Source organism: Microbacterium sp. NPDC055357 (assembly GCF_053644835.1).
In genome coordinates, this window is the sequence record NZ_JBSHLZ010000003.1 from 132868 (window position 1) to 145885 (window position 13018).

14 protein-coding genes are annotated in these 13018 nt (G+C 66.3%); 3 read left to right on the plus strand and 11 right to left on the minus strand.

Annotated features, from left to right (window positions below; translation table 11 throughout):
- Window positions 1–96: 96 nt before the first annotated feature.
- From ACWICD_RS05920 to ACWICD_RS05965, 10 genes are all read right to left on the minus strand, one after another.
- Window positions 97–2139, minus strand: a complete 2043-nt coding sequence (locus ACWICD_RS05920; protein WP_454139624.1) for a ThuA domain-containing protein — start codon at window positions 2137–2139, stop codon at window positions 97–99.
- 143 nt (window positions 2140–2282) lie between these two features.
- Window positions 2283–3374, minus strand: a complete 1092-nt coding sequence (locus tag ACWICD_RS05925; RefSeq protein ID WP_376129031.1) for a Gfo/Idh/MocA family protein — start codon at window positions 3372–3374, stop codon at window positions 2283–2285.
- Window positions 3371–4315, minus strand: coding sequence for a YncE family protein (locus ACWICD_RS05930; RefSeq protein WP_376129032.1), 945 nt, complete (start codon window positions 4313–4315; stop codon window positions 3371–3373). Before ACWICD_RS05930 ends, ACWICD_RS05925 begins: the two co-directional genes overlap by 4 nt.
- Before the next feature lie 302 nt (window positions 4316–4617).
- On the minus strand, window positions 4618–5403 hold the full coding sequence (locus tag ACWICD_RS05935; RefSeq protein WP_376129034.1) for an acetoin reductase: 786 nt from the start codon (window positions 5401–5403) through the stop codon (window positions 4618–4620).
- A 14-nt stretch (window positions 5404–5417) separates the two neighbouring features.
- Window positions 5418–6098: a recombinase family protein gene (locus tag ACWICD_RS05940; RefSeq protein ID WP_376129035.1), complete on the minus strand. Its 681-nt coding sequence runs from the start codon at window positions 6096–6098 to the stop codon at window positions 5418–5420.
- A 104-nt stretch (window positions 6099–6202) separates the two neighbouring features.
- Window positions 6203–7300, minus strand: coding sequence for a PD-(D/E)XK nuclease family protein (locus tag ACWICD_RS05945; RefSeq protein WP_376129036.1), 1098 nt, complete (start codon window positions 7298–7300; stop codon window positions 6203–6205).
- A 141-nt stretch (window positions 7301–7441) separates the two neighbouring features.
- Entirely contained in the window at window positions 7442–8005 is a 564-nt protein-coding gene (locus ACWICD_RS05950) for a TM2 domain-containing protein (RefSeq protein WP_376129038.1), read from the minus strand.
- Window positions 8006–8332: 327 nt separating this feature from the next.
- Entirely contained in the window at window positions 8333–8572 is a 240-nt protein-coding gene (locus tag ACWICD_RS05955; protein ID WP_376129039.1) for a toxin, read from the minus strand.
- Complete coding sequence (locus tag ACWICD_RS05960) at window positions 8569–8832, minus strand: ribbon-helix-helix domain-containing protein (protein ID WP_376129041.1); 264 nt, start codon at window positions 8830–8832, stop codon at window positions 8569–8571. The genes ACWICD_RS05955 and ACWICD_RS05960 overlap by 4 nt, the downstream gene beginning before the upstream one ends.
- Window positions 8833–8956: 124 nt before the next feature.
- Complete coding sequence (locus ACWICD_RS05965; RefSeq protein ID WP_376129042.1) at window positions 8957–9421, minus strand: hypothetical protein; 465 nt, start codon at window positions 9419–9421, stop codon at window positions 8957–8959.
- Window positions 9422–9656: 235 nt separating this feature from the next.
- Here ACWICD_RS05965 and ACWICD_RS05970 point away from each other — a divergent pair, with 235 nt between their 5' ends.
- From ACWICD_RS05970 to ACWICD_RS05980, 3 genes are all read left to right on the plus strand, one after another.
- A complete protein-coding gene (locus ACWICD_RS05970; protein ID WP_376129044.1) occupies window positions 9657–10733 on the plus strand; it encodes an alpha/beta fold hydrolase in 1077 nt (358 codons plus the stop codon).
- 24 nt (window positions 10734–10757) lie between these two features.
- Complete coding sequence (locus tag ACWICD_RS05975; protein ID WP_376129046.1) at window positions 10758–11357, plus strand: TetR/AcrR family transcriptional regulator; 600 nt, start codon at window positions 10758–10760, stop codon at window positions 11355–11357.
- Window positions 11358–11535: 178 nt separating this feature from the next.
- Window positions 11536–11838 carry a putative quinol monooxygenase gene (locus tag ACWICD_RS05980; protein ID WP_376129048.1) on the plus strand — a complete coding sequence of 101 codons (303 nt, stop codon included), beginning with the start codon at window positions 11536–11538 and terminating at the stop codon, window positions 11836–11838.
- 545 nt (window positions 11839–12383) lie between these two features.
- Here ACWICD_RS05980 and ACWICD_RS05985 read toward each other — a convergent pair.
- Window positions 12384–12839 carry a flavodoxin family protein gene (locus ACWICD_RS05985; protein WP_376129050.1) on the minus strand — a complete coding sequence of 152 codons (456 nt, stop codon included), beginning with the start codon at window positions 12837–12839 and terminating at the stop codon, window positions 12384–12386.
- Window positions 12840–13018 lie beyond the last annotated feature (179 nt).

Consider the following 13018-nt stretch of genomic DNA (forward strand, 5'->3'; position numbering starts at 1 on the left):
TCGGAATGTTCCCGCTGAGTGGGACGCACGAAGGTCCGGGCAGTCACCAGACCTGCCCGGACCTCCGTGTGCGTCAGCGGACGAGCCGCATCACCGTCACGCGGTGCAGAAGGGCTTGACGCCCATCGTGCTTTCGATGCCCGCGACGACGTGCTGCTTGAAGAACTCGTCACCGGCCAGTTCCGCATCCGTCCACGCGGCGACATCGTGTCCCAGCGTCGTCAGCCACGACTTCGCACCGTCGTAGTACTGGCACCAGCTGACGGGGTGGAAGTCGCCGTGACCGTTGCCCCGCACCTCACTGGTGTCCCGGTCGACCTTCAGGAGGAAGTTCACGTTCGTCGGGAACGGGTCGAGGTTGTACCACTCGTCCTTGAACGCCCAGGTGGCCGGCATGAACGACGTCGACACGTCGCGGTTGTTGAGCACCTCGACCGTTCCGTCACGGTTCGGCCCGTGGTTGCGGAAGTTCGCGTTGCCGAGGAGTCCCTCATAGTAGGGCCAGTCGTACTCCGCACCGAAGGCGTTGTGGATGCCGACGAAGCCGCCGCCGCCGTTGAGGTAGGCCGTGAGCTGGGCCTGAGCGGCGTCGTTGAACGTGTCGCGGTTTCCGCTGAGGTTGATCACCGTGTGATACCGCTCGAGGTCCTTGAACTCCGCCAGATCCTCGGTGTAGTCCACCGCGATCCCCCGCTCTTCGACCCACGACTTCAACGCGGCCTGCGCCACGTTGTTGGCAGCCAGCGGCGGGTTCAGGCCTGCCGGCAGTGCCGTGCCGAGGTGCGCGTGACGGGGACCGGCGGTGCGGCTCCAGATCAGGACGCGCTTCTGCTCGCCCTCGGTCCAGCCATTTCCGCCCTCACTGTTGAAGCACTCGACATCGGTGCCGCGGCACACGCCGTAGTAACCCTCGTAGGGCGTCGTCGTCGTCGCGGTGAACGCTTCACCGTCGCGCTCCCCCGTCGAGGTGGCCGTCACCGTGCCCGCGAGCAGCGGCAGCGACCGCGAGTTGAACGACACCGACACCGTCTGGCCGGGCTTGACGTTCGTGAACGTCTTCTTGCCGAACTCGTTCGTCGAGGTGTTGGTGGAGTTCGCGGCGGAGAGGTTGATCGTCACGGGAACGTCGGAGGGGTTGCGAACCGACGCCGACACGTACACGTTCTTGCCGAGCACGCGTTCGGTCGTCGTCACTTCGGGCTCGTCCGAGGCCGGGGCGCAGAAGTCCGACACGCCCATCGTGCTCTCGATGCCCGCGACGACGTGCTGCTTGAAGAACTCGTCACCGACGAGTTCCGCATCCGTCCAGGCGGCGACATCGTGACCCAGCGTCGTGAGCCACGACTTCGACCCGTCGTAGTACTGGCACCAGCTGACGGGGTGGAAGTCACTGTGACCGGCGTCGCGCACCTGGCTCGTGGCCTTGTCGACCTTGAGCAGGAAGTTCACGTTCGTCGGGAACGGAGTGAGGTTATACCACTCGTCTTTGAACTCCCAGGTCTCCGGCATGAACGAGGTCGACACGTCCTTGTCGTTGACGACCTCGACCGTGCCGTTGCGGTTCGGACCGTGGTTGGAGAAGTTCGCGTTGCCGAGGAGTCCCTCGTAGTAGGGCCAGTCGTACTCCGCGCCGAAGGCGTTGTGGATGCCGACGAAGCCGCCGCCCCCGTTGAGGTACGCGGTCAGTTCGTCCTGAGCGGCGGGGTTGAACGTGTCGCGGTTGCCGCTGAGGTTGATGACCGTGTGGTACCGCTCGAGGTCCTTGAACTCCGCCAGATCCTCGGTGTAGTCCACCGCGATCCCACGCTCCTCGACCCATGACTTCAGGGCAGCCTGCGCGACGTTGTTCGCGCCCAGCGGCGGGTTCAGCCCCGGGGGCAGCGCCGTACCCAGGTGTGCGTGACGGGGACCGGCAGTGCGGCTCCAGATCAGGACCCGCTTCTGCTCACCCTCGACCCACCCATTGCCGCCGTCGGTGTTGAAGCACTCGGGATCGATGCCACGACACACCCCGTAATAGGGGTCGACGGCAGGCTCAGACGAGGGACTGCTCGCCGCCGCCGCTCCGCCGGTCAATAGACCGGCCCCGAGGGTCGCCGCAGCGAGAAGCGCGACCCCCGAGAGTTTGAGGGATTTCATGTGATCTCCTTTGATCGATCGGGCTGACGCCTCGGGCGCGTCCTGCGCTGGGCCCAGGCTCGACGCGAGAGTATGACGCGCCGCGCGAGGCTGGCAAAGGTCGTTCCACCCAGTAAGCCGACGGGATGCGTCGTCCCCGGCGTTCAGGCTCCCGCGTGTGCCCGCCGGCGATCCGCACGGAATCGCTCGAGATCGACGACTTGGCGCGTCGTGGCCGAATGGTGCACGGCTTCGATCAGCGCGAGGGTGCGCGCGGCATCCTTGGCCGAGACGAGGGGCTCCGCGACTCCGTGCGCGACGTCGATGAAGTGGTCGAGCTGCGCGTCGAAGGTGTTCTTCGGCTCGACGGGGAGGAACGTGCGCGACAGCGGAGAGTGCCAGTTCGGTGAGACGTCCGCTCCGTACGAGTACTGCGCGAGATCGGGCACCGACAAGGCTCCGGTCGTTCCTGTGACGCGATATGCCACACCGCCGGGCAGGAAGGGGAACTGCTTCGACTCCTCGGTGGACTGATCCCAACCCCACGGAGAGACGCCGGCATCCGTCGCGAGGAAACTGCCGAGCGCGCCGTTCTCGAATCGCACGGTCACCGAGGCGGAGTCCTCCACGTCGAGTCCGCGTGTCGCCGAGCTCAGCATCGCGTGCACCTCGACGATCTCGCCGCACACGTGACGCAGCAGGTCGAGATCATGCACGAGGTTGATGAACGTGACGCCCGCGCCGGGGCGGCGGTGCCATTCGATGTCGGTGAAGTACTCGTCTTCCTTCCGGGCCGCCCACATCCCGCTCACCCCGACGAGGTCGCCGACGGCCCCGCCCCTCAGAGCATCGCGGGCACGGGTGATGGCCGGATGATGCCGACGGTGGTGGCCGACGAGGAGCCGTGCCTGGGTACGTTCGACCGCCTCGATCAGGCGGAGCGACTCGACATAGCTCGTCGCGACAGGCTTCTCGAGCAGAACGGCCGCTCCCCGCTCGATGCACGCGATGGCGGAGTCGACGTGGAACCGGTTCGGAGTGACGAGGATGACGGCCTCGACATCGGCGTTGCCGAGCAGTCCCTCGAGATCGCGGTAGGCCGCGCATCCGACGTCATCGAGGTCGGCGACCGGATCGGCGACCGCGACGAGCTCTGCCCGCTGCGAGCGGCGCACGAAGTCGATGTGCTGGCGGCCCATGAATCCGACCCCCGCAATGCCGATGCGCAGGGGAGATGGTGGGGTCGTTGTGCTCATGGCAGCTCCTCTATCCAGCAGATTCCGTCAGGGTTGCGACCGACGGCGATCTCGCGCGTCACCTCACCCCGGTCCAGGTCGACTTCGACGACGACGTCGTCGTGCTGACAGGCCGAGTAGGCACGGCGAGTGTGCGGGTCGAGCACGACCATCTGGGGACCTCGCGGCACGGCGACAACGCGCTCGATCTGGCCGGAGACGGGGTCGAGCACCGCGATCGCGTTGTCCCGCCGCAGCGCGATGACGATCGCTCCGCTCTTCGTCATCGCGGCGCCGAACCCGATTCCCGGCAGGTCGATCCAGTCGCGCACTTCGGCCGACGCGGTGTCGACGACCGCGAGACGCGGACGGTGCTGGTCGGCACTGTATGCGGTGCACCCGTCGGGCGAGAGCACGATGCGGTTGATGCGTTCGGCGACCGGAACGACGGCGCGCAGCCTGCGATTCTCGAGATCGAGGATGCTGATGCTTCCGGGTTCGACGTTGGCCGTGCACCCGATCGTGGAATCGGCCGAGAGCGCGAGCATGTGAGCTTGCGGTGCGCCCGTCGGGATGCGGTCCCTGACCGCGAGGGTGTCTGCGTCGAGGGCGAGCACCTCGTTGCCGGTCTCGGCCGTGACGTACAGTGTCGAGCCGGCGAACTGCGGACAGTGCGGGCGCACGGGCGCACCGAGGTCGACCGCGGCCACGCGCGTGCGCGCGGCGAGGTCGATGACGTCGACGGTTCGACCATCGGTGCCCGCTACGCCGACACCCGCGTTGCCGTAGATCGGGACCACCGCCCGGCGGCCGTCGGGAGCGACGGCGACTTCGTGCCCCGTCGTCCCGCTGAGTGGAACAGCGGCGACCATCCGCTCCGAGGACAGGTCGACGAACCCCAGGGTCTCGTCGTCTTTGTTGACGACGAGGATGGCACCGGCGCGCGGGGAGGAACTGCTCATCGCCGCGGAATCACGCGGGTACGATCGGCGCGCCGGCGGGTGGAGCGACGTCTCATGGCACTCGTCCTCTCGAGCTCGGGGGTGCTCCGCACGATAGCGCCGCAGCCACCCCTACCCGCGCCGCGGCAGGCGAGCGGCGTGTCCGGCATCCTCGCGAAGCGTCCGCCGCTGCGCCCCGTGACCCAGGGTCGGCGACAGCACGATGACGCCGAAGCGTCGGCGATCATCGTGCTGCCCCGTCGCCCAACTGGCCTGCTCGCGAACCGCGCGCAGCCTCGACCTCGGCTAGGACCGCGAGCCGCTCAGTTGTAGAGCATTCCGCCGTCGACGAGAAGCACCTGACCGGTGACGTAGTCCGAGTCGGGGCCGGCGAAGAACGACACGACCTTCGCGACGTCCTCGGGGGTCTCGATGCGGCCGAGCGCGATGCCCTCCACGTTCTCCTTGAGGTTCTGGCCGAGCGGCTTGCCGTTGATCTTGCTGAGCTCGGCGTCGATGAGCTCCCACATGCCGGTGCCGACGATGCCGGGCGCGTAGGCGTTCACCGTGATGCCCTTCGGAGCGAGCTCCTGCGCGGCCGCCTGGGTGAACCCGCGAACGGCGAACTTCGAGGCCGAGTACGCGCTGAGAATGGGGAACCCCTGGATCGCCGCGATGGATGCCGCGGAGATGATCTTTCCACCGTGACCGAGCTGTTCGAACTTCGCTGCGGCTGCCTGGATGCCCCAGACCACACTGTCGACGTTGATCCGGAAGATCTGATCGAGCTCTTCGGCGGTGATCTCGAGGAGGGGCTTGATCTGAGCGATGCCGGCGTTGTTGACGATCACATCGAACCCGCCGAGCTGGTCGGCGGCGGCGTCGACAGCGGCAAAGACCTGGTCGCGCTTCGACACGTCTGCAGCGACGAAGATCGCCTTTCGGCCCAGCTGCTCGATTTCGGCGACGACCGAATCACCCTTCTCGCGCTGCGGCTCGATGTCGGCGACGGCGATGTCGAAGCCGTCGGCGGCGAGACGAAGCGCGATGCCGCGCCCGATCCCCTGTCCGGCTCCGGTGACCAGTGCAACCTTGTCCTGAATAGCCATTCTCGTACTCCTTTTCAGATGCGAACGGACGCCCAGCAGATTGGATGTTCGCGGGCCTGGCGCGTCGTACAGTGCAGGGCCAGCAGAAGTGGCTGCCCGCCTCTTACTTCAACACAGCGAATCGATTTGTATTCCTTCGCATGCAATTCCGGGCACTCGATCACCGCCCATGCCGATGACGGTCTTGTACGTTCAGGCGCCGCCCGCGTCCATCCCTGAGCCGACAACGCGTGATGCGGGGTCGCGTCTGGTCGAGGCCGCGAGTAGCGGCCTTTGAGGTGACCTTTCGCTCGGGCGACTGCCATTCCTTCCTTGGTGCGCATGCTGATCAGGTCGCGTTCGAACTCGGCGACCATGGCGAGTACGTTGAACAGCAGCCGACCCACTGGGTCTGTGGGGTCGTACCTGCTGCCGCCGAGGTTGAGCGCGACGCCTTTCGTCGTCAACTCGTCGGCGATGTCGCGTGCGTCCTTCACAGAACGGGCGAGCCGGTCGAGCTTGGTGACGACGAGCGTGTCACCTGTCCGGACGGCGGCGGGCGCTTCGCGCAGTCCGGGCCTGGCCGGTTGGTGCCTGTCAGTCCGTGATCGGGTAGATGTTCGAATCGGGGACTCCCAGCCGTAGCAGCGCGTCGCGCTGCGAGGTGAGTCCTGATCGGTGGAGACCCTGGCATAGCCAATCTGTATTCGGTTCATGCCGCCGACGGTGCCACCGTCACGGCAGAGGCGCACCCGGGTTGGATCCATATACGGGCAGTGCCCACTGAGGGGCGTTTGCGTGCACCGAGCCGATCGTCGCGCTAATACTCAGAGGCCGTGGCCGCTCGACGTTCGGAGACCAGGTGAGTGACCTGCGTCACGAACTCTGCGGCGATCTCGGCGTCGCTGGCCGACCATCCCAGGGAAAACGGGTGGACGGTCTCGTCTTGATAGGTTCGCCCGCGGTACTCATAGATGAAGATGCTCGGGTACTCGGGTTTCACGGACAACTTGAGCTCATAGCTCCAGTCGACGTCTGGGAGGTGGTAGGCGTTCCAGGCGACGCCCTTTGATCCGCTGTGCGACTCCCAACCGACGACGAGCCCAGCGTTCTTGAGTTGTGTATCGATCAGCGGCTCTAGCCTTCTGATGCGAGCGCGAAGCGTTCGCTCGACGTTGCTCCGTGCCGTCAGGAACTGACTGACAGCCTCCCCGTGTTCCTCAAGCAGCGCTCGCCATTCATCGATGCGTGCTGCCTCGACTGTGTTGTCCGTCATGCTCCACCCTTCAGTTCGAGCTTCCATGAATTGCTGCAACAGATCGAGGCTCCGCCGTTGATCGGTGTCGACAGGGCTGAGCAGGTGATCGACGAGGTCCGTTGAGGAGCGGATCTGGGCGCGTAGTTCCGCGTAGGTGATTGAGCGAGAGTGCCAGGAAGCTTGCGACTCCGGAGCAACGCGGTGTTCAGGCGCGAGCGTCGCCACCAGCGCTGCGTCGACGCCCTCCTCGGAGAGGGCGCGCCGGGCGTAGGCATCGAGGGGATTATTGAGTTTGTGACCGATCTTGTTCTCGACAACGACTGCCAAGCCGCTCGTCCGGTTTACGGCGAGGACGTCGATGTAGTCGACCTGGCTGCCCAGCTCCCACTCGTCGGATCCAAGGTGGCTTCCGGCGTCGAATGGGACTCCGGTTCTGCCGCGGGCGCCGACGAGATCGGCACCATCCAAAAGAGCAAGCAGCGCGTCGATGACCAGCGACCCGAGGCCGTGCCGCTCGTTCGGGTCAAGGAAGAAGAGCAGGGTCATGTCTACCCGCGTCTCTCGCCAGCCCTCCCGAAGGATGTCGTAGACATTCACAGGTCGGGCTGGCGGCGTCGTTACCCCCAAAGGAACGGTGAGGAACGAGATGTCAAGCGCCACAAGACCACCGTATCCAGTTGGGTCAACGAGCGTGCCGCTCGCGATCCCCGTACGGACGGTGCACGCAGAGGGCGCCGCCGATTCACTTGATTCAGATAGCTGATATCGCGCGAATGCCGGATGCCGGATGCAGCTGGAGGGCTAGCGCGGCTCGAGGCGTCGTGCGTTCTCATCGCGCACCATGGATGGCAGCACAAAGAGATCGACGAGTAGCCAGATTCCGCCTGCGATGAGAAGCGGGACACCGACAGCGACGCCGACCAGGAACCATCCTGCCCACCAGATGCATAGCAGCGCGATCGCGGAACCGATTCGACCGAGGTAGAACCGATGCGCGGCGAATCCACCGAGCAGAAAGAAGAAGAGGTACGCGATACCCACTTCCTTCTGCGGCTGGGCTGTTTGCGGCGCAAAGGGACCCCACGACCTGCCGTCCCACCATTGGAGGAGACCTGTCGGACCCGGATACCAGCCTGCGGGCTGAGCAAACGAACCGGCCTGCGGTTGTACATAGGCGGGAGGCAGTTGTTGTGGAGGGATCACGACTGTAGGTGCAGGAAGCGTGGGAGACAGAGCCGCCCACTCCGCCTCCGGGGTCGGGGCGCCGATGACATCGGTCGTCCACTCGTATCCGTTCCAGTAACGTTTCCCGCCGCTGGCCACGGAGTACCAGCCTGGCGTTGCCGCCGGAGCGTCGTTGGACATCCAGTTCCTCCCCAGAACAGACCCGATGCTGCTCAACATAACGCGACGTACGCGGGAGTGAAGCTCCCGCGACCTGCCGCATCTCAGATGTCGGAGGTGTGCGGCACAATCGTCTAGATCGGCGATTCGCCGTGGGACTACTACTTGGGGGACTTATCATGCGCCCGTCTCGGCGACGGAATTCACATGATCGGTAGCGCCACATACTCGTGCGCACCCGGCTCGTTCTACGTCAACTACGTTCGCTAGATCCGGGCGCAAGTCGGTCTGCCGGCGCCCGGAGAACGGTCCCTCACCGCACACGGACCGGGCTAATGACGATCGTCTCTACGGGAGCAGATCCAGCATCTGGGGTCGGGCCTTCATCGCGTGGATCACGAGTTCGTTGCCGCTGTCGAAGACGAGCACGACGAGCTCAAGAAACCGTCCTTGCGCGTCGAAGCCGAGCCGTAGTTGACGGACAGGTGAGCCTTCGTCGAGATCGTCGATCCACAGCGGCCACGACGCCGCCTGGATGATGTCCTCCGTTGCGATGCCGTGCTTGAGAGCGGAGTCGTGGACCTTCACGCGGCGTACGCGGCGATTGCTTCGCGGATGAGCTCCGAGCGGGACTTGTGCTCGCGTTCAGCGCGGGCATCAAGAGCGGCGAGCTCGTCGGCGGTGAGTCGGAGCGCGACGACCTGGGCGGGCGCCGCTCCTCGGCCGGGTCGTCCGCGTCCTCGCCGTTTGAGAACCTCGACGTCGTAGCCGGCCTCAGCCTCGGCCGCCCACGCCGCGATCTGCTCCTCCGTCACTGGAGCCCCGTTGATCGTCTCTTCGCCACCCATAGCGGAATCGTATTACGAAATTACGATCGCGTCCACCGCTGCACGCGCGCCGGTCCCCGCACGAACGCGAGAGCGCACCGCTCAGACGACGCTGGACGCGGCGCGGCGCCCTCACAACGGACAACTACTGCTGTTCCATCTCCACAGTCATCGTCACACCCATCGCGGCTAGTTCGTACTTGAGCTTCCCACCCTCGTACGTGAACGTCTTCGTCGAGTCACCGGAGGCGAGAATTGCCGTGTCGGTCTGGCTGGTGTCGTTCACCGAGTCCCACGTGTACATGTCGGTGGCCTCCATCGGCGCGTTGTACGTTCCCGCCCAGTACAGGGCGGTGGTCGACTCGGCTTCGTTGACCCAATTGATGACGATCTCGTCGCCAGAGATGGTGGCTTCCTGGTACGAGTCCTCCGAGCTTGAGTTCGTCTGCGTCCATTCGCCGGTGAGATCCAACGGCTGCGCGGGCTCTTCGACGGCCGACTGCGGCGCTTCCCGCTCGGTCGAGGTCGTGGTGCCGGCGCTTGAGGAGCATCCGGCGAGGAGCAGAAGCGCGGCCAGTGCGGCCCCTGCTGAGGCAAGGCGGAGGTTCATGCTCGAAGCCTATTGGACTGTCTGCCACGGCCCACCCTGCTGAACCGCCCAGGCAGGGTCCCCCAGCGCGCCGAGAAGTGCCTCCCTCGAGATGATGTCGTCGTAGGCCGCGCGCGAGTCCTTCGAGGCCAATCACATTGATGCCGGGTAGGACAAGCGACAGCAAGTCTTCCGCTCGCGCGTTCGAGATGCATGACCAGTTGACATGACTAACCACAGGGTTAGGCTACTAACCATGAGGTCAGCAAGCGTCACTACCGAACCCCGACCGGCGACCGGCGACCAAGTCATCACGGGCGCGCCCGACACCACGCCCGACCACCTGTCGCGCCCGGCCCGCCCACGCCGCCGGCGGTGGCCCCGCGTGCTGCTCGCTCTCGCTCTCGTCGTCGCGGGGATGATCATGGGCGGCGTCCTGTTCGACGGTGGCGCACCGGTCGGCCACTTCCGCAGCGCCGACGGACACGACGCCTACCTCGCGGCCTACGACGCCGCCCTGGCCGAGGGCCCCGCCGTGTCGGAGGCGGTCTCGGTTCCCACTTCCGCCGGCGACGTGCACGTGTTGCGCTACGACGCGACCGACCCGTCCGCGCAGGACGCCGATCCGCTCCTTCTCCTCCCCGGTACTCAGTCCGGGGCGCCCATGTGGGTCGACAACGTTCCGGCGCTGAGCGCCGAGCGCCCCGTCTACGTGATCGACCTGCTCGGCCAGCCGGGACGCAGCATCCCCTCACGCCCGATCGAGACGCACGAAGACGACGCGCGCTGGCTGGCCGAGGTCGTCGATTCGCTCCCCGGGGAGCCTGTCGTCATGGGTCACTCGCTCGGCGGGTGGATCGCCATGAACCTCGCCGTCCACGAGCCCGACGCCGCCGACCGCGTCATCGTGATCGACCCCGTGCAGACGTTCGGCGACCTCTCGCTTGCCGCCGTCGTGCGATCGCTTCCGGCATCCGTGCCCTGGACGCCTCGCAGCTGGCGCGACGACTTCGCGAGCTGGACCGCGAACGACGCCCCCGTCGAGGACGAGCCGGTCGCCGACATGATCGAAGCGGGGATGCAGCACTACGCACTCGGTGCGCCGGCTCCGGCCCGTTTCTCCGACAAGCAGCTCGCCGCCGTGGACGCGCGCGTGCTCGTGATCATGGCCGGGGAGTCGCGGATGCACGACGCCGCCGCGGCGGGCGAGACGGCCGAGCGCGTGCTCGCCGACGGCACCGTCCTCACCTACGACGGGGCGTCGCACGCGATCACGGGCGAAGAGCCCGACCGCATCGCGCGCGACGTGGAGGCGTTCCTGGACCAGGATTGAGGAATGCCCACACGATCCCGCAGCGTGCGCGAAGCCGCCGGCCGGCCGCCCACCGCGGCCGAGCTGGCGCGCCGCCGCGAAATCCTCGACGCCACGATCGCCGTGATCGCACGCGGCGGCTGGGCCGCCTGCACGCTGCAGAGCGTCGCCGACGAGATCGGCGTGACCAAGGCCGCGGTCATCTACCACGTGGGCACCAAGGCCGGGCTCGTCGAGCAGGCGTACTCGTTCGTGATCACCGCCTTCACCGAGGCTGTGCAGGCGCGGGTGGAAGCGGCGACCGATCCAAGCGACGCGCTCGTGCGGTTCGCCCACGCGCACCTCGACTACATGCGCGACCACCGCGACCACGCTCGGGTCATCGCGGAGGCCCTCGACGACGCGCATCCGAACGAGCTTGACGACCGCCCCACCTCGCCAGACCGCGCGCTTCCCGTAATCGCCCTGATCGAGGCGGCGCGCGCCGCCGACACCTCCCCCGCGCCACAGGAGGGCCCCCGCGTCGTCGCGACCGCGCTCGGCGGCATGATCGATGCGGCGGTCGCGGCCTGGCTGCAAGATCCCGCCTTCGACCTCGACGCAGCAAAGCGGCTGCTGACGACCTTCCTCGCCGCCGCAGTCTGAGCGCGGCGGCAAGGTCATCGATGCGCTCCGCGTGCCGGCCCGCGCGGCGTACCGGCCTTTAGCGCGGCCGAAATGCGCGATAGGCGTAGCTCCCCGATCACCACGCCGTCCGCTGTGATCAACTCCAGCGGTGCACGCATTCAGGTGGTTTGTCGGGCGCCGACTGTAGGTTCGTCGCATGGTCTTTGCGAACGTCGGAACACTCGACGCGGCCCCTGGCAAGCGCGACGAACTCGTCGCTCACTTGATACGGAGGAGCAGCGTCCTTTCGGAAGTCGGCTGTATCGCGTACGAGGTGGGTACCAACGATGCCGAGCCCGACACGGTGTTTGTCGTTGAGCTCTGGAAGGATGCCGCTGCCCATCAGGCGTCCCTTGCACTTCCCGAGGTCGCAGAAGCCATTGCGGAAGCACGCCCACTCCTGTCCGGGGTCTTCGGGGGATTCCACTTCGAAGTGGTTGGCTCGCCGCTACGCGACTGACTCCCGACTGCCCGCCGCCCGGTCGTCTGCCGAGCGCAATTCACTTGTCGTTCCGGGGCGCCAACATGGGCGTTGTGTCAACATCGATCTATGAGTTCGCGCCAAGGTCTCTCCGCCGGAGAAGTCATCTTCGTAATCTTGGGTGGCATCTCGATCGTTGGCGCGGGCGTCTGGCTCTACGCCATCGTGAGCGGCGGAGCAGCTGGCTGGTGGGGATTCGTGGGATGTCTGGGCACAGCTGTTGCCATGGCGATCCTCTTTATCAACGGGCGGCGCGAGCGTCGTAACAAGAGTTCAGCGGGACGGAGCAGGGATCAGAAGAAGCGCCGGGGCTAGCCCACAGTCCCACAAACGCGGGCCATCTTGATCGACGTTGCTCGCGGGGGCGAGTCATCACGGCGCGGCAACCGGATCGTGTCTTGCTTCAAGGAGAGCTTCGTCGCTCAGGAGCCCGAGCTCGCGAGCGGGTCGCCAAGCGTGCGACGTAGAGCCGAGAATCGGCTCGGGACCGGTGAAGACCGAAGCCGGTGCGCACCGATGCCTCGTCAGGCCTCCAGGAGCCCGGCGGCGAGGGTGGCGCCAAGGTCGGCGGCGGCCTCGAGATACGAGGTGTCTGCGTCCCCCGTGAACACGAGTGGGGCGGCGGCGAGCCGCAGACCGTAACCCGTCGTGATCGTGCGCATCGCTTGCTCGGCGCCGGTCGTATCGTGGCCGCCGTGGATCCAGTAGCCGAAGGGTCGGCTCGCGATCACCTCGCGCGTCTCGTAGTACGTCGTGTCGAAGAAGTGCTTCAGCGCACCCGACAGGTAGCCGAAGTTCGCGGTCGTGCCGAACACGTAGCCGTCGGCGGCCAGCACGTCGTCGACCGTCGCCTCGAGTGCAGGACGCTCGACCACCGCCACACTCATGAGGTCCTCGTGCTGAGCTCCCGCGAGCACGGCATCGGCGATCGCCCGCACCCGCGCGGTCGGCGAGTGATGCACGATGAGGAGGCGAGGCACGGCGACCAGTATGCCCGTTGTGTGCGTGGTGAATTCAGGGCGGGCCGGGAATCTGCAACAGGTCGGCGTCGCGCGTCACGGCGGCTTGGCCCTGATCAGACAGCAAGTGTTTCGATGATGACTTCGATCCGCAGCGACGGCCAGTTGACCTAAATGTTGCATCTGACCGCGGCACCGAT

Excerpts from the sequence above, each read along its gene's own strand:
- ACWICD_RS05920 (WP_454139624.1), bottom strand. The coding sequence starts at position 2,139 with ATGAAATCCCTCAAACTCTCGGGGGTCGCGCTTCTCGCTGCGGCGACC.
- ACWICD_RS05925 (WP_376129031.1), bottom strand. The coding sequence starts at position 3,374 with ATGAGCACAACGACCCCACCATCTCCCCTGCGCATCGGCATTGCGGGG.
- ACWICD_RS05930 (WP_376129032.1), bottom strand. The coding sequence starts at position 4,315 with ATGAGCAGTTCCTCCCCGCGCGCCGGTGCCATCCTCGTCGTCAACAAA.
- ACWICD_RS05935 (WP_376129034.1), bottom strand. The coding sequence starts at position 5,403 with ATGGCTATTCAGGACAAGGTTGCACTGGTCACCGGAGCCGGACAGGGG.
- ACWICD_RS05940 (WP_376129035.1), bottom strand. The coding sequence starts at position 6,098 with ATGAACCGAATACAGATTGGCTATGCCAGGGTCTCCACCGATCAGGAC.
- ACWICD_RS05950 (WP_376129038.1), bottom strand. The coding sequence starts at position 8,005 with ATGTCCAACGACGCTCCGGCGGCAACGCCAGGCTGGTACTCCGTGGCC.
- ACWICD_RS05960 (WP_376129041.1), bottom strand. The coding sequence starts at position 8,832 with ATGGGTGGCGAAGAGACGATCAACGGGGCTCCAGTGACGGAGGAGCAG.
- ACWICD_RS05965 (WP_376129042.1), bottom strand. The coding sequence starts at position 9,421 with ATGAACCTCCGCCTTGCCTCAGCAGGGGCCGCACTGGCCGCGCTTCTG.
- ACWICD_RS05970 (WP_376129044.1), top strand. The coding sequence starts at position 9,657 with ATGAGGTCAGCAAGCGTCACTACCGAACCCCGACCGGCGACCGGCGAC.
- ACWICD_RS05980 (WP_376129048.1), top strand. The coding sequence starts at position 11,536 with ATGGTCTTTGCGAACGTCGGAACACTCGACGCGGCCCCTGGCAAGCGC.